This window comes from Sphingobacterium kyonggiense, from assembly GCF_039536825.1.
GTDB classification, from domain to species: Bacteria; Bacteroidota; Bacteroidia; order Sphingobacteriales; family Sphingobacteriaceae; genus Sphingobacterium; species Sphingobacterium kyonggiense.
Genome location: NZ_BAAAZI010000004.1, coordinates 697,755 through 713,814 on the forward strand (window position 1 = coordinate 697,755; position 16,060 = coordinate 713,814).

Annotated in this window: 13 protein-coding genes; 4 read left to right on the forward strand and 9 right to left on the reverse strand. The window is 38.8% G+C overall.

Features of this window, described 5'->3' with window-relative positions; genetic code table 11:
* Positions 1 to 8: 8 nt before the first annotated feature.
* From pafA to xseA, 5 genes are all read right to left on the reverse strand, one after another.
* Complete coding sequence (gene pafA / locus ABD676_RS04065; RefSeq protein ID WP_344673391.1) at positions 9 to 1,649, reverse strand: alkaline phosphatase PafA; 1,641 nt, start codon at positions 1,647 to 1,649, stop codon at positions 9 to 11.
* An 11-nt stretch (positions 1,650 to 1,660) separates the two neighbouring features.
* On the reverse strand, positions 1,661 to 4,468 hold the full coding sequence (gene uvrA / locus ABD676_RS04070; RefSeq protein WP_344673392.1) for an excinuclease ABC subunit UvrA: 2,808 nt from the start codon (positions 4,466 to 4,468) through the stop codon (positions 1,661 to 1,663).
* Positions 4,469 to 4,552: 84 nt separating this feature from the next.
* A complete protein-coding gene (locus tag ABD676_RS04075; protein WP_344673393.1) occupies positions 4,553 to 5,677 on the reverse strand; it encodes a cytochrome-c peroxidase in 1,125 nt (374 codons plus the stop codon).
* A 198-nt stretch (positions 5,678 to 5,875) separates the two neighbouring features.
* A complete protein-coding gene (xseB, locus tag ABD676_RS04080; RefSeq protein ID WP_344673394.1) occupies positions 5,876 to 6,100 on the reverse strand; it encodes an exodeoxyribonuclease VII small subunit in 225 nt (74 codons plus the stop codon).
* The gene (xseA, locus tag ABD676_RS04085; protein WP_344673395.1) at positions 6,090 to 7,427 is read right to left on the reverse strand and encodes an exodeoxyribonuclease VII large subunit; all 1,338 of its coding nucleotides are present in this window, start codon (positions 7,425 to 7,427) and stop codon (positions 6,090 to 6,092) included. The genes xseB and xseA overlap by 11 nt, the downstream gene beginning before the upstream one ends.
* Before the next feature lie 86 nt (positions 7,428 to 7,513).
* Between xseA and ABD676_RS04090 the strand changes: the two genes are divergently transcribed.
* Both ABD676_RS04090 and ABD676_RS04095 read left to right on the forward strand, forming a co-directional pair.
* Positions 7,514 to 9,244: a serine hydrolase domain-containing protein gene (locus tag ABD676_RS04090; RefSeq protein ID WP_344673396.1), complete on the forward strand. Its 1,731-nt coding sequence runs from the start codon at positions 7,514 to 7,516 to the stop codon at positions 9,242 to 9,244.
* Complete coding sequence (locus tag ABD676_RS04095) at positions 9,244 to 10,401, forward strand: dipeptidase (RefSeq protein ID WP_344673397.1); 1,158 nt, start codon at positions 9,244 to 9,246, stop codon at positions 10,399 to 10,401. Before ABD676_RS04090 ends, ABD676_RS04095 begins: the two co-directional genes overlap by 1 nt.
* A 36-nt stretch (positions 10,402 to 10,437) precedes the next feature.
* On the opposite strand, the gene ABD676_RS04100 is transcribed toward ABD676_RS04095, so the two are convergent.
* Both ABD676_RS04100 and ABD676_RS04105 read right to left on the reverse strand, forming a co-directional pair.
* Entirely contained in the window at positions 10,438 to 11,088 is a 651-nt protein-coding gene (locus ABD676_RS04100; protein ID WP_344673398.1) for a hypothetical protein, read from the reverse strand.
* Positions 11,088 to 11,594 carry an RNA polymerase sigma factor gene (locus ABD676_RS04105; protein WP_344673399.1) on the reverse strand — a complete coding sequence of 169 codons (507 nt, stop codon included), beginning with the start codon at positions 11,592 to 11,594 and terminating at the stop codon, positions 11,088 to 11,090. The genes ABD676_RS04100 and ABD676_RS04105 overlap by 1 nt, the downstream gene beginning before the upstream one ends.
* Before the next feature lie 68 nt (positions 11,595 to 11,662).
* Here ABD676_RS04105 and radA point away from each other — a divergent pair, with 68 nt between their 5' ends.
* Both radA and ABD676_RS04115 read left to right on the forward strand, forming a co-directional pair.
* Positions 11,663 to 13,051, forward strand: coding sequence for a DNA repair protein RadA (gene radA / locus ABD676_RS04110; RefSeq protein ID WP_344673400.1), 1,389 nt, complete (start codon positions 11,663 to 11,665; stop codon positions 13,049 to 13,051).
* 2 nt (positions 13,052 to 13,053) lie between these two features.
* Positions 13,054 to 13,617, forward strand: coding sequence for an AAA family ATPase (locus tag ABD676_RS04115; protein ID WP_344673401.1), 564 nt, complete (start codon positions 13,054 to 13,056; stop codon positions 13,615 to 13,617).
* A gap of 9 nt (positions 13,618 to 13,626) precedes the next feature.
* On the opposite strand, the gene ABD676_RS04120 is transcribed toward ABD676_RS04115, so the two are convergent.
* Positions 13,627 to 14,763: a DUF4932 domain-containing protein gene (locus ABD676_RS04120; protein ID WP_344673402.1), complete on the reverse strand. Its 1,137-nt coding sequence runs from the start codon at positions 14,761 to 14,763 to the stop codon at positions 13,627 to 13,629.
* 134 nt (positions 14,764 to 14,897) lie between these two features.
* The gene (locus ABD676_RS04125; protein WP_344673403.1) at positions 14,898 to 16,025 is read right to left on the reverse strand and encodes a redoxin domain-containing protein; all 1,128 of its coding nucleotides are present in this window, start codon (positions 16,023 to 16,025) and stop codon (positions 14,898 to 14,900) included.
* Positions 16,026 to 16,060: the final 35 nt, after the last annotated feature.

Consider the following 16,060-nt stretch of genomic DNA (forward strand, 5'->3'; position numbering starts at 1 on the left):
ATAACAGACTATTTCTGTAATACGTCTACAATCGGTTGCCCGATAGAACCATTAGGTTCCATCACATGCAATAATGCCGAAATAGTAGGTGCAATATCCGTTATATGGGTCACCTTATTGGTTTTTCCCTTATTCACGCCCCAGCCCATGAATACCAATGGGATATGAGAATCATAAGGTGTCCAGGTACCATGTGTCGTACCGGTAGAACGTGGTGTTCCATCATACCATTGAGGCTCTGTTATGATCTGGATTGCACCTGATCGCTTGCGATTATAGCCATTGATAATCTTTTCACGAAGTACAGATGGAATCATCATGTTTTCTCCACCTTCCATATCCACCACAAAAGCAACACCATCTTCATGACGTAATGTTTTGATAATCGACTTCTTCACTTTCTCTTCATCCATTTTCTTGCTTTCCATAACAGCATAGTTCAAATGAACCTGGTAATTCATCAAACTGATCACCAAATTATCCACACCAAATTCTTCTTTTAAGGATTCATTTAAGGTTCTAATCAACTGTCTAGAGAAGAAATAGCCACCATTTCCACGCATATCCATAAAATAGCGAGAGTTATAAGATGCTGCATGGTCAGCTGTTAAGAAGAAGGTATAATTACCTTTACCAACGGTACTGTCTAAGTATTTTAAGAAAGCTGCAATATCCTGATCTAAGCGAAGGTAGATATCTTCAATTTCTACAGATGAAAGTGAATATCGGTGACCAACATAATCGGTTGCTGATAAACTCACTGCCAAGAAATCGGTAGCTTTAGTTGGGTTATTACCTAACTTTTCTTGCTTAATTGCTTCTTTGGCAAAGTCAAGGGTGAAGGTATTTCCAAATGGTGTTGTTTTGATCAATTCATAACCTGCATCCTTCATCAGTTCCGAAGTCTTACGAGGAAAAGTTGGTGACTTCTCGCCTGCCCATTTTCCTTCATACACGTTATCATCGTCAATACTGTTGTTTTTATAGGTATCAATTGGGTATAGTGTATTCCAGTCTTGCTTCAGATATTTATCTGCGAGCTGTTGTTTATTGAATCCTTGCACCCAATTTGGCAGGTTTTCCATATAATAGGTACTACTGATCCAATCGCCGGATTTAGCTTCAAACCAATAAGCCGCATTTGCAAAGTGACCAGCAGGCAAAATACCACCACGATCCTTAATGGCAATACCAATAACTTTAGATTGGAAATTAGTCGCCAATTTTAACTGATCGGTGACAGTAGAAGCCAGTAGGTTTCTAGGAGATTGTTTACCTTCTTTTTCAGTAGTACCAACTCCCTGTACCGCATCATCTTGTGTACAATACATGGAAGTACCTGTTTGTTGTTCGATCCAGTCATTTCCGGCGATGCCGTGAATGGCAGGAACGGAACCCGTGTAAACGGAGCTGTGCCCGATAGCGGTAAATGTTGGCACATAGTCGATAATGGTATTCTCACAAGTAAATCCTTCACGAAGGAGACGCTTAAAGCCATCATTACCGTAGCGATCAGCAAAGCGATAGAGGTAATCCCAACGCATTTGATCGACCATTAAACCAACAACCAATTTAGGCCTTTCTACTTGTGCTGCCACAAGATTGCTGATAAGAGTCAGCAATATCAGAAAACTAAATTTTTTACGCATAATATTTGAGTTTAAGTATTTGAATTTAGGTGACGTTTAAGGTAGTCACCAGTATAGGATTGATTACAAGTTATTAAATCTTCCGGTGTTCCTGCAAAGACCAGGTTACCTCCTTTATCACCACCTTCAGGGCCAATATCAATAACCCAATCTGCCGATTTGATCATATCCAGATTATGTTCGATGACTAAAACGGTATTCCCTAGAGCTATTAATGCCTGAAATGCTTTTAGCAATTTACCTATATCATGAAAATGAAGTCCGGTTGTAGGTTCATCGAAGATAAATAAAGTTTTCTTCTGATTATTCCCTTTGATCAAGAAAGAAGCTAATTTAATCCTTTGTGCCTCACCACCTGATAGGGTACTCGAAGATTGACCTAATTTCACATAGCCTAAGCCCACCTCTTGAAGAGGCATTAATTTATTTAATATTTTAGGTTGATCTGCAAAGAAAGTGATAGCCTCATCCACACTTAAGTCCAGAACATCCGATACAGATTTCCCTTGGAATTGAACATCCAGAACATGTTGTTTAAAGCGTTTTCCCTCACATGCTTCACATGGCAATACGATATCCGCCATAAATTGCATCTCGATCTTCACAACACCCTCACCTTGGCACACTTCACATCTTCCTCCCTCCACATTAAAAGAAAATGCAGATGGCTTCAAGCCATTAGCCTTAGCCGCTGGTAAACTAGCGTATAGCGATCGGATTTCATCCCATGCCTTCACATATGTTACCGGATTGGAACGTGTGGAACGTCCAATAGGATTCTGATCAACCATCTCAATTTGTTCGATCTGATCAATCGCTCCATCTAAGCTATCAAAAGCACCAGTTTGATCTCCGGAATAATTCCCCACTGCTTTTTGCAAAGCGGGATATAGAATACGTTTTACTAAGGAAGTCTTACCCGATCCAGAAACTCCAGATACCACCGTAAAGACATTTAATGGAAAATCGACCGTAATGCCTTTTAGATTGTTCTCTCGAGCAGCATTTACACGAATAGCCTCTTTCCATTTCCTTCTTTTTGCTGGAACCGGAATGGACAATTCACCATTTAAATACTTCCCTGTCAAACTCTCCTTATCTTTTAAGATCTCTTGATAAGTCCCTGCAAAGACCAATTCGCCACCATTAATACCTGCCTCAGGACCGATATCAATCAGGTAATCTGCTGCTTCCATCATCTCTTGCTCATGCTCCACCACAATAACTGTGTTACCAGCATCACGAAGTGATTTCAACACAGAAATTAGGCGTTGTGTATCTCTTGGGTGTAGACCAATGCTCGGCTCATCTAATACATAGATTGAACCCACCAAAGAACTTCCTAAAGAAGTGGCAAGATTAATACGTTGAGACTCTCCACCGGAAAGACTATTGCTAAGGCGATTTAAAGTCAAATAGCTTAACCCAACATCACTTAAGAACTGTAGGCGATTGACAATCTCGGCTAGCAGACGTTTTGCGATTATAGCATCATGATCGGAAAGCTTAAGCGATTGAAATAATGACAATGCTTCATCTAAAGGCATTAACACAATATCAGTAATGGAATGTCCATTAATCTTCACAAAGGAAGCGTCCTTACGTAAGCGTGTTCCCTTACATTCCGGACAATCGGTCTTTCCGCGGTAACGGGAAAGCATAACACGGTATTGTATTTTATACGTTTGTTCTTCTAATTCAGAGAAGAAGTCATTCAATCCGCGGAAATAATTGTTTCCAGTCCAAAGGACTTCTTGTTGCGCCTTAGTCAAATCACTATAAGCACGATGAATAGGGAAGTCAAATTTAATGGCTGTGCGAACCAGTTTATCTAACCAGGCTCCCATTTTTTCTCCACGCCATGGCGCAATAGCTCCATCAAATACCGAACGGCTCTTATCAGGAATTACCAAGTCTGGGTCAATCCCTATTACTTTACCATAGCCTTCACAACGCTTGCAGGCACCATAAGGATTGTTGAAACTAAAGAAATTTGGTGTTGGTTCCTCGAAAACAATTCCGTCAAGTTCAAATTTATCGGAAAACTCAAACCTGTCCTCATTCACCTCAACAACACATTCACCTTTACCTTCAAAATAGGCTGTCTGTACGGAATCCGCCAAACGATTAATCGTATCGTCCTCATGATCCAATACCACACGATCGATAACAATAAAGATCTCGCCTTCTTTGAAAGTTTTGTTGGCTATGGTATTGTCTTCTAGAACAGACTCTATCTTAAGGATCTTATCGCCACGTTTAATACGCACGAATCCCTTTTGTAGTAGGAGAGAAAGCTCTTCTTTCAACTTACGTTTGTTCGTAGGGATTAGGGAACTGTAGATCGTGACGGTTGAACCATCCTCATAGGCAGTTAGGCGGTCAACAATTGAAGATATGGTATCTTTACTTACCTCTTGACCAGAAACAGGAGAAATAGTCTTTCCAATTCGAGCAAACAGTAATTTTAGGTAATCATATATTTCAGTTGAAGTTCCTACTGTAGAGCGGGGGTTGCTGGAAATCACCTTCTGTTCGATGGCAATTGCCGGAGCAATCCCTTTGATATAGTCCACATCGGGCTTATTCATCCTTCCCATAAATTGACGGGCATAGGACGACAAGGACTCCACATAACGACGTTGTCCCTCTGCATAGAGGGTATCAAAGGCTAAAGAAGACTTTCCGGATCCTGACATCCCAGTTATAACCACCAACTGGTTTTTGGGGATGTCCGTATCGATGTTCTTTAGGTTATTTACACGGGCTCCCTTTATTTGGATGTGTGACTTAGGGGTATGATTTGCATTTTTTTGCATAACTTTCAAAGGTATGCAAATCTACTGATATGCATCGTGCAGTCAGCAGATTAAATTACCAATCTTGCAATATAGTTACAAAGATTAGCGTGGCAGTTTCTCTGGTCGGTTCATGCGATATTTAGTCGCTGTAATGGCATGTAAGAAGGCTTCAATCTGCTTAATTTCCTCTTTAGTTAAGTCCAATTTCTTCATTAAAGGGTCAATTCTAGGGTGCATAGGATCGGCCTCTTGCTCTGCTGTTTTGGGGTTATTCATCCCCATACCGCTGTTGTACATGTTCAACAAGCCTGTCATGTTCTCAAATAAGCCATTATGCATCCAAGGATCTGTATTCATGACATCACGAAGAGATGGCGTACGGAATTTTCCAACATCCTTAGGGTCTTTGGTAACTTCATATCGACCAAGATCTTGGTATTTACGTTTGTAATAGGTCAATCCGATATTGTGAAAATCCTCATCGGTCATAAATTGCCCATTGTGGCAGTTCATACAGCGCGCTTTTGTGCGGAATAAGTGCAATCCGGCAATCTCATCATCTGTTAAAGCATTATGCTTCCCATCTAGAAACTCATCAAACCTGCTTCTTCTACTGGTTAAAGTACGTTGAAAACTTCCTAATGCCTTCATAATCTCTGGCATGGAGAAGTCATCATCACCGAAGGCTTCTTTAAACAATTCTCGATATGCTGGAATGGCTTTTAACTTAGGAACCAATTTGGTGAGGTCCATTGCCATTTCATTATGTGCCTCTATTGGACTTAAGGCTTGCTCTTCTAATGAATGTGCTCGCCCATCCCAAAACATGGTTTTACGGGCATACACGTTCAATAGAGAAGGGGTATTACGCGTGCCGACTAAATGGTCATGCCCTACAGGAACTGTAGAATGGTCTGCCCATGAAGTCTGTGGATTATGACAGGAACTACATGAAATCTGATTAGAACCTGAAAGAATAGGATCGAAGAATAAGAATTTACCCAGTTTAACATCAGGGCGTTCCATTAAAGAAAAATAACTGGTATCAATCTTCGGAAGGGATTTAAACTCTTGCCAGTTTACACCGCTATCAATTGTTGGTTTTGGCCACTCTTTAACGGGTTTGCTGTACAATGCACGAAGATCATTCAATCCTTTATCAGAAAGAAAAGCTGTACTCAAAACTGTAACTCCAACGATTGCCGCTATGACAAAAATCCGCTTCATGTTCAATATCCTTTATTATTCCAATTGCAATTGAACAAAGCCATTGGTGAATTCACACGCGGGGTATTAGGATTTGTTCAGATTGAATTGGTGCAAATTTAAACTAATTCTAAATAATAAGGGAATTATTTAGAATTTATGCTTTAAAATCGCTTAAAAGGACTTTAAAAATACAGACAATTGTAGAAAATAAAAGAATTACTCTGATTCTTGATTTTTAGAATCCTCTTTTTCGAGTTTTTTCAACAGTTTTTCAACTTCTTCTTCGGAAGCAGTCAATTTTGCCTTGCAAATCCCTAACAATAGGGTAGCCCGACTAATTTTTTCTGTTAGCTCATCAACTGCAACATCACCAGATTCAATATCCGAGACAATTTCCTGCAATTCATCAAAAGCGTCTTTATAGGTGTAATTATTTTCCATGATTTTCTATCTTTTGGGTTACGGTTGATTCAATTTGTCCATCCTCCACTTGGATATATAAGGTACTTCCTACCTCTACCTGATCCAACTGATGCACCGCTTTTCCATCTATGCGAACGATGCTGTACCCTCTTTTAAGGACGTGAATGGGATTCAACATGCCTATCAATCGTTCAATCTGTAATAAGCTGGTATTTCCATTTTTCAACAACACTTTACTCATCCTTTGCATTTCCTGACTCATTTGTTGTAGCTGAGAGAGCTCTTGTTTGAGTAAGAGCTTGGACCCTCTTAATAGTTGTTGTGCACTTTGTTCTAACTGTGTTTTATTCTTTAACAATTGGGTTTTAGAATTCCAATTGATCGCATTTACCAATTCGTTTAGATGAAGATGTTCTTGTTCAAATAATTTACGCGCTGCACGAACGATACGTTCTGTTGCTTCATCCACCGGTAATGCGAAATTATGAAACTTCTGGATCAGGAAGTCGGCTAATTCACTTGGTGTAATAGCATTTTTATAAGCCACCATTTCACTGACGGTCTCATTTGTGGAGTGCCCAATTCCAGTTAGTACTGGTAATGGAAATATCGCTATTGCCTTAGCCAAAAAGTAATTGTTATAGGAGGTTAAACCTACATCTCCCCCTCCGCCACGAATAATAGCTACCGCATCATAATTCTCCATGCGTTCTGCAATTACTTCTAATTGACGGATAATACTGGGGATTGATTTGTCACCTTGCAATAAGGCTGGAAATAAGGTTGTAGAAAAACGATATCCCCAAGGATTACCATTGATAATCTTATAAAAATCGGATAAACCTTTGCTTGTTTCTACGGAAATAATGGCCAAACGCTTAGGAACCATGGGAAATGGCACTAGACGATTCGCATCGAATAGACCTTCTTGTTTTAATTTTAGGATACTGGCTCTTTTTTCTTTCTCCAGCTCTCCTAACACAAAGGTTGGATCAATATCTACGATCTTCAAACTGAAGCCATACAAAGGATCATAAGAAATACCAGCTTGAAAAAGCATAGTAATACCTTCTCGAAGTGGCTCACCAAGAATTTCTATGAATTGCCTATTGATCCGATGGTAGTCCATTTTCCAAAGAATAGAACGCATCTCTGCGATAATCTTTCCATCCTTTTTCTCTAACAACTCGGGGTAACAGTGACCTGAGTGACTGTAATGGTTTAGCTTATTCATCTCTGCCTTAATCCAATACAAACTTTTGTACCGCTCAGCTATCGTTTTTTGAATACTTCGCGACACTTCTGAAAGTGTAAATATGGTCTTGTCCTCCAGAATCTCAGGCATATCCCAAATATAGGCAATAAATAATCCTTGAACAATGCGTGTTTGTGCGTTTTATTAGTACATTTACATGATAAATCCTAAAACAAATGATCCGAAGAATAAACTTGGCAGTCCTAGGGCTAATCTTTATTTTCCAAACCGCCCAAGCTCAGTACAAACAGGTATTAAACAACAAAACGCAGCTGATCTATAACAAGGAGTCCATCCTACCCTTCAAAAAACTGGATAAACTTCGCATTGCAGTTGTAACTACAGACAATCAAAAATACGCTCCTTTTATTGCGCAGCTTCAACGCTATGCAGAGGTCACTCCTGTAGATTTTCAGCAATTTGACGAGAAGACCAAATACTTCAATACCATCATCGTAGCGGGAACAGCTGCAGAATTTAGCTCCAATTATGCGGCAATGGTTTTACAATCCGCCGTAAACAATAAGCACATTGTGTTGTGTCGCTTTGGGGCTAATGACAATTATACCCATGTAGGCTTAAACGATAACAATTTAAGTCATTTTGCTAGTATTCTTTGGAGCCCTGAAACAGATGCTTCTGGTCAAGAAAATGCTGCAATGTCTATTTTCGGAGGATTAGGAATTACTCAAGGGAAGTTATTAACCAATCAGACTCGCTTACAATATACGCAAGGCAGGCAATCGGGATTGGATATTGCCAATATGAGTAGACAGATCGATGCAATCGCTAATGATGCCATTACGCAACATGCTGCACCAGGTATGATGGTGATGGCGGTAAAAGATGGTCAAGTGATCTTCGAAAAGGCATATGGATACCACACCTATGAGAAGAAACAAGTCAATAGTATTCATGATATTTATGACTTGGCATCTATTTCCAAAATTGTAGGAACTACGCCTGTTGTGATGCATCTACAAGAAACCAAGGTGATTAATTTGGACAGTACTATGGGGCATTACTTATGGCAAGCGAAGGAAACCAATAAGGCCAATATTCCACTTCGGACGGTGCTATTGCATGAAGCAGGATTTATGCCATTTATACCTTTTTACCGCAGTTTAAAACCTGGAGACCTACAACACACAGCTGATGCGCAACATCAGGTACAGGTGGCTGATAATGCTTATCTGCGAAATAATTATTATCAAGATGTGATGTGGCCTCAGATGTTGAACTCAGCGGTTAAGCCATCTGGAAATTATGTTTACTCCGACATCAGCATGTACGTAATGAAGGAAGTAGCGGAGCATGAGACATCTACACCGATGCAAGAATATGTACAGCAAATTCTATACAGACCAATAGGCATGAAAACCGCAGGTTATAATCCTAGAAGCCGGTTTGCTAAGAATAGAATGGTTCCAACACAGAACGATACGGTATTCCGAAAGACCTTGTTAGAAGGTTTTGTTCATGATGAAGGAGCTGCTATGGCAGGGGGTGTTGCAGGCCATGCCGGTTTGTTTGCTACTGCAAATGACCTGGCCATTTACGGGCAATTATTGTTGAATCGTGGCGAATATGGTGGAGCACAATATTTCAAACCAGAAACGGTTGATCTATTTACTTCCAAGCAATCGGCAACTAGCCGACGTGGTCTAGGATTTGACCGCTATGATCCAAAACCAAAAGCAGAATATCCATCTAAGCTGGCAAACAGCTCGGTATTTGGACATACGGGTTATACTGGTACTTGTATTTGGGTAGATCCTAAAAATCAATTCATCTATATTTTCTTATCTAATCGTGTTCATCCACAAGTGAGCACCAAAATTTATGACTTGAATGTGCGCAGTAGAATTCAGGATGTGATTTATGAAACCATCAATAAAGCCAAATAATGAATAAGTCAATTTTATCCACTATCCTAATAGCTATGTTGAGTTTATCCAGTCAGGCTCAGGATTACCAAAAAATCCATCGTGATCTTATCGTAGTCGATGGGCATAACGATGTTATTATTGAAAGCATACTTCCTGGTGAAGATATTGGCAAGCGACTTAAAACTGGTCATACGGATATCCCTCGTCTACTAGAAGGCGGTGTGGATGTACAAGTATTTGCGGTTTGGTCGGATGATAAGAAGTGGAAGACTGGGGCATTTAAGCATGCAAATGATCAAATTGATGCCTTGGAGAAGGTGGTAAAAAACAATCCTGATAAAATAGAAATCGCAAAGAATTCTGCTGATATCGAACGCATTCGAAAATCAGGAAAGATTGTTGCCTTAATCGGTATTGAAGGAGGAAACATGATCGAGGGTAGTTTAGAGAATTTAGAAAAGCTCTATAATCGGGGTGCTCGCTACTTGACCTTAACCTGGAATTATAATTTACCTTGGGTAACTGCGGCAGCCATGGAGGTTAAAACAAAACGGGATGAAGGAAAGGGATTAACAGATCATGGACGTGCTATTATCAAGCGGATGAATGAATTGGGGATGATGGTAGATCTTTCTCATGCTGGCGAAAAGACATTTTATGATGTATTGGAAGTCAGTACCAAGCCGGTATTGGTTTCTCATAGCAACGCAGCAGCATTGACTCCACACTACCGCAACCTGAAAGACAAACAACTGGAAGCTTTGAAGAAAAACGGAGGTGTTATTGGTGTTAATTTCTTCTCAGAATTCTTAGATTCAGGTTATTCTAAGCGTGTTAAAAAACTCTATGAAAAACACCATAAAGTAGATCCGGACAAAAAACCTTCTACAGATAAAATGTATGCTACATTAACCAAAAAACAAAAGAATGAAGTTAATGCGCCTATGGAAATGGTCCTTAAACATATCGATTACTTAGTGAAAAAAGTAGGGATAGACCATGTTGCCATTGGATCTGATTTTGATGGAATAAATTCTACTCCACAAGGATTGGAGGATGTATCTAAATTTCCACTTTTGACGAAAGCTCTATTGGATAGAGGATATAAACAAGAAGATATTGCCAAGATTATGGGATTAAATTTCTTACGAATCCTAAAAGAGAATGAAAACTAAAAATGGGGCAAAAGCCCCATTTTTTATTAATATCGTTTATCTGGATGGAGGAATATCATCCTCATTTTCCATAATGATTAATTCATCATAATTTTTTTCTAGTTTTTTCACCAATCGAACATATAGTACGCGGAAATACAGTTTCAATATGGAGATAAATAACCACCCCATCAACCCGCCGACTATAATCATTAGTGTCAGATATAATATAATTTCACCAGTTCCTTTTTCAAAAACATGGTTTTCGAGAATAAAAGATAAAAATCCAAGGCCTATGGAAAAAATGATAAGATAAATGTTAAAGCTGATGTATTGACTAACACGTTTTCTGGCTGTCAGTACATCATTTAACAGGTCTTTGGTGTTCTTTGTATTACGGATCTTCATGTAGGCTTTAAAGAAAGCATAAATAAAGTAGAAGGTAATGAAATACCCAATCACGGTGGCCGTATTATCGAGGTAATCCAACCATAGCGACTCTTCTGAATACTCCACTTTAATTCCACTGAAGAAATACCATACATTGAAAATTATACCAAGCGACAACTCGATTAAGGAAATGATAAATATCCATTTCACTAAGGAGGAGGAACTTTTATATAGCATTCCACGAATAGCCTCTTTATCGACTTTCGGAAAGTCATTGTTCTTTTGCCAATGCTGTTTAAGTAAATCTAACCCATCCATTATACCACTCCTTTTTTAGCCAATATTTCTTTTAATTTACTTTTTATGCGATTCATTTTTACACGTGCATTTACTTCGGTAATACCTAGGGTTTCTGCGATCTCCGCATAGTCCTTATCTTCTAAATACATATACACCAATGCCTTATCGATATCATTGAGCTGCCTAACAGCATCATATAAAAACCGAAGTTGCTCTTCTTCTTCGGAATTATATTCCTCATAGCGAATATTCCCTAGGGCATGATCCAAATCTACTGTTGTAATTTTATTGCGTTTGGAACGATAAAGAGAGATAGCGGTGTTAAGGGATACCCGATAGGCCCAAGTCGAGAACTTCGAATCACCTTTAAACTTTGGGTATGATCGCCACAACTGAATTACCATTTCCTGAAATAGATCCTGGTGCGACGCTAAATCGGTCGTATAGAGTTTGCAAATCTTATGCAGGATATTTTGATTATCCTCCAGAAGAACCACGAATTCTTGTTCCAGGTTAGTATTCATTTTAGGTATTTGTCGACAATACTAAGGTATTGTTACAACATCTAGGTACATTTTTTTAAATTCGCTACATGGCAAAGACAAAATCAGCATATTTCTGTCAGTCCTGCGGTTATGAATCGTCAAAGTGGCTAGGGCAATGTCCTTCATGTAAGGAATGGAATACTTTTGTAGAAGAGGTGGTAGATAAGGGCTCTTCACGTGTTCCAGAATGGAGAAGTAGCACCATTGCGCCTTCCACGAATAAACGAAGTAATAAAGCAGCAATCATACATGAAATTGTCTATTCGGAGGAACAGCGTATCCTGAGTCCCGATAAAGAATTCAATCGAGTACTTGGCGGTGGTATTGTACCTGGATCGCTTGTACTGATTGGTGGTGAACCGGGTATCGGTAAATCCACTTTGATGTTACAGCTTGCTCTTTCCATACCGAAGGTGAAAACCTTGTATATTTCCGGTGAGGAAAGTGAACAACAGATTAAGATGCGTGCCGAAAGATTGTCACAGAGTTCCAATGCCAACTGTTATATCTTGACAGAGACATCCATGCAGAACATCTTCAAACAGATTGATCAGGTTGAACCGAATGTGGTTGTCATTGACTCCATTCAAACATTACATTCTGCACAGATAGAATCTGCTCCTGGCTCTGTATCGCAAGTTCGGGAATGTACTGCTGAATTACTTCGTTTTGCCAAAGAAACCAATACACCTGTATTCATCGTTGGCCATATCACCAAGGATGGTAGTATTGCCGGTCCAAAAGTATTGGAGCACATGGTGGATACGGTACTTCAATTTGAGGGTGATAGACACCATGTCTATCGAATCCTACGTGCTGTGAAAAACCGCTTTGGTTCTTCATCAGAATTAGGGATCTATGAGATGCAAGGTACAGGGTTGCGGGAAGTTTCCAATCCTTCAGAAATCATGTTATCACAGCGGGAGGAGCCGGTAAGTGGAATTGCCGTAGCGGCGATGTTAGAGGGCATCAGGCCACTAATGATCGAGGTGCAAGCATTGGTGTCCAACTCCGCATTTGGAACTCCTCAGAGAAGCTCTACGGGCTTTGACACAAAAAGACTCAATATGTTATTGGCGGTTCTAGAGAAACGATTTGGTTTCCGCCTAAGTGCTCAGGATGTGTTTTTAAATATTGCTGGTGGCCTTCGTGTAGAAGATCCTGCTATAGATTTAGCTGTAGTGTCAGCATTGATCTCCTCACAACAAGATATTCCATTGTCGGCAAACATTACTTTTGCTGGTGAGGTTGGACTATCCGGAGAAATAAGAGCTGTCAATCGTATAGAACAACGAATCCAAGAGGCTGAAAAACTTGGTTTTGAACAGATCTTCATCTCCAAATACAACGCCAAGGGATTGGATGTCAAAAAATACGATATCCTTGTCAGACCTGTAGCCACACTTGAAGATATCTTTAGGAATTTATTCGGATAAGAATGCTAGGTTTAATTTTAAGGGACAACTTCTATGTTCTTTCCGGTGGTCCAGCAGCCGGAAAGACAAGCTTGCTTCTTGAACTTCAAAAAAGAGGTTATGCAATAGCTCCTGAAATTGCCCGTGAGTTGATTAAAGAGCAGCAGCTTACAAACGGCAATGCCCTACCCTGGAAAGATAAAATCTTGTACAAGGAAATTATGTTTGATCGTTCTATTCAAAGTTTTAAGGAAATAGATCAGGTGGAAGGTCAGACCAAACCTATCTTTTTTGACCGGAGTTTTATAGATTCCATTTGCTATGCAAGACTTATCCAATCAGAAGTCAGCGAACAGATGATAGACTATGTAGAGCGTTGGAGATACAATACACAAGTCTTTATGCTGCCCCCTTGGAAGGAAATCTATGAAACTGATTCGGAAAGAAAGCAACAATGGGAGGAAGCCGTTTTAACCTATGAAATGATGGTAGATACCTATAAAAGCTATGGCTATCAGATTATAGAATTACCTAAAACTACTGTTAATGAAAGAGCAGATTTTGTAATTAAGGCAGTTCAAAAATGATAGGTTAGTTTATTGCGTAGCAGACCATTTCAATAAATCATCGTAAAGCTCACTAATCTTTGCATTAGGATTTAGCTTATACAAGCGAACTAATTCTATATTAAACTCCTTAGATTTAGGGAATCCCTTTTGTTTCATCTTACTATCAATATGTGCTATAACTTCTTTATGAAGGGCCTCATTATTGTGTTCAGTATCCATATTAAACAAAATAAATAATCCCCAAGTAAGGTATTCATCAAAGACCTTAATAGGGTTCGGATAATGATTGGTAGATTTATTTGTTGAATCAACCCAGATATCTCTTCTATGAAAGATTGCATCAATTTTGTCCTTATACTGAGCGCTTAGTGGCCCAACATAGTTATGGTCAATTTCTGTAAAAATTACTCGACTGTTCATTGCCCTATTAAGCTCATCGCTCCATTCTGGCCTTTGTTTAATTCTTGGTAAATAGAGTAACATTTCCTTAAACCCATTATCTTCAAAAGTTTTGGTTGCATTTATACCGCCAATTAATGGAGAGGTCAACACCCTGTAGCTATTGATTTTGTAATCGAATTTCGCCTCAAGCCATTCTTTTTGTTCTATAATAGCACCATACTTTACATAATCAGATTTCAATTTTTCATAATAGGGTTTATTGTTCTTATAGAATTCTCTAAATCCTGATGCTTGAGCAAAATCTTCAATTTGATCCTTATACTGGAGTATTGGATCCTCTTGTATTTCGATTGTTCCAACACCTTGCGCTGGGAATGTATAAACATGTGTTCTTGCTAATGTATTTCCAGTAAAATCAAAACCATAAGCATTTGAAGAGATAAGAATATAATAGATTAAGCTTTTTTCTAAAAGGGAATTAAATGATTTTATGGCTTCATGATCCTTATAAGGAGAAAATTTTTCTATTACTGAGCGGTAATAATCCGTATTAAAATCCACCATATTTGAATCTCTCCTTCCATAATCTGTAATGGCCATCATGATATAAGTGAGCTCCTGAACCTCATTCACTTCAATGTTAACCTTGTTATTATTGCTGTTTGCATATTGCTGGTTAAAACTAACAACACGGTCTTGTGCGGATACCTGTAGGATTTGGAAAATGAAAAACAGTAAAACTAAATTTCGGATCATCATCATAATTAGAGATTTGAATCAATCATATCGCTTAAAAAACTGTTGTGACAAATTATCAATACCATTAAAAATATATAAAAGTCCGGATAAAACAGCATTTTATCCGGACTTTTAAATTAAAAAATTCTCAAATTTTCTTACTTCAACACTTCAGCTAATTTAGCTTCTAATGCTTCACCACGAAGATTTGATGCAATAATCTTTCCTTGTGGATCCAATAAGAAGTTCTGTGGAATACCTTCGATAGCGTATAATTTCACTACCTCGGACTGCCAGAATTTCAAATCAGATACATGAGGCCATTGCTCCAATTTATCTTCTTTGATTGCTTGCATCCAATCTGCTTTACCATCAGGACGGTCTAAAGACACACCATATACGGTAAAGTTTTTGTCTTTAAATTTGTTGAATGCTGCTACTACATTTGGGTTCTCGTGACGACACGGACCACACCAGCTAGCCCAGAAATCGATTAATACGTATTTACCACGTAATGAAGATAATTTCACCACATTACCTGCAGTATCAGGCAATGAAATCTCAGGAGCCATAGAACCAACTGCAACCGTTTTTATTCTTTCGATCTTCTCTTGTAAAGCCTTTCCTTTGCTGGATGCTTTTAATGGAGCTGACAATTTATCAAATGCAGGAATAATCAATGAATTTAAGTTATCCGCAGAAACCATATTTGCTAAAAGACCTAAAGCAACATAGCTGTTCGGGTTATTTTTAACATAAGTTTCATTGATCTCTTCTTGCTTCTCATATAACTTACCTGCTTTTGCTTGTAAACCAGCCATGAATTCATCACTCTGTTGTACCTCTGGGGTTGCTGCTGCATATTCTGCATTAATAGCTGCAAAACCTGCTGTAATTTCACTTAACGACTTTTTATAAGCGGAATAATCTTTATTGATTTCATTACCACTTAAAGTCGCTGTGCGTAAAGCATCTCCAGTAATGTTGATGACACCCTTCGACAAATAAACAGAATTTACTTCTGGACTTTTCAATTGACGTAGGCCCTTTCCTTCTGGAGACAAAATTAACTGCGCCTCAGTCGGCTCAGCAACAATCCCACTATAAGTAAAAGCACCTTTTACTACATTCACTGAATCCACATGACGTTGTCCGGCATCACTATACATGATGAAAATCTTTGCTGGCGCATCGACATTCTTAATATTTCCCTTAAGCGTAAAATCCTCTTGAGCAAATAGCAATGCAGGGACTGCCAACATTGCACTTAAAATCACCTTTTTCATTGTTCTTATTTTAAATTTATATTGTTGTTACATCA

What these genes read in the sequence shown, in the direction of transcription:
- pafA (WP_344673391.1), bottom strand. Translation starts at nt 1,649, where the DNA reads ATGCGTAAAAAATTTAGTTTTCTGATATTGCTGACTCTTATCAGCAAT.
- uvrA (WP_344673392.1), bottom strand. Translation starts at nt 4,468, where the DNA reads ATGCAAAAAAATGCAAATCATACCCCTAAGTCACACATCCAAATAAAG.
- ABD676_RS04075 (WP_344673393.1), bottom strand. Translation starts at nt 5,677, where the DNA reads ATGAAGCGGATTTTTGTCATAGCGGCAATCGTTGGAGTTACAGTTTTG.
- xseB (WP_344673394.1), bottom strand. Translation starts at nt 6,100, where the DNA reads ATGGAAAATAATTACACCTATAAAGACGCTTTTGATGAATTGCAGGAA.
- xseA (WP_344673395.1), bottom strand. Translation starts at nt 7,427, where the DNA reads ATGCCTGAGATTCTGGAGGACAAGACCATATTTACACTTTCAGAAGTG.
- ABD676_RS04090 (WP_344673396.1), top strand. Translation starts at nt 7,514, where the DNA reads ATGATCCGAAGAATAAACTTGGCAGTCCTAGGGCTAATCTTTATTTTC.
- ABD676_RS04095 (WP_344673397.1), top strand. Translation starts at nt 9,244, where the DNA reads ATGAATAAGTCAATTTTATCCACTATCCTAATAGCTATGTTGAGTTTA.
- ABD676_RS04100 (WP_344673398.1), bottom strand. Translation starts at nt 11,088, where the DNA reads ATGGATGGGTTAGATTTACTTAAACAGCATTGGCAAAAGAACAATGAC.
- ABD676_RS04105 (WP_344673399.1), bottom strand. Translation starts at nt 11,594, where the DNA reads ATGAATACTAACCTGGAACAAGAATTCGTGGTTCTTCTGGAGGATAAT.
- radA (WP_344673400.1), top strand. Translation starts at nt 11,663, where the DNA reads ATGGCAAAGACAAAATCAGCATATTTCTGTCAGTCCTGCGGTTATGAA.
- ABD676_RS04115 (WP_344673401.1), top strand. Translation starts at nt 13,054, where the DNA reads ATGCTAGGTTTAATTTTAAGGGACAACTTCTATGTTCTTTCCGGTGGT.
- ABD676_RS04120 (WP_344673402.1), bottom strand. Translation starts at nt 14,763, where the DNA reads ATGATGATGATCCGAAATTTAGTTTTACTGTTTTTCATTTTCCAAATC.
- ABD676_RS04125 (WP_344673403.1), bottom strand. Translation starts at nt 16,025, where the DNA reads ATGAAAAAGGTGATTTTAAGTGCAATGTTGGCAGTCCCTGCATTGCTA.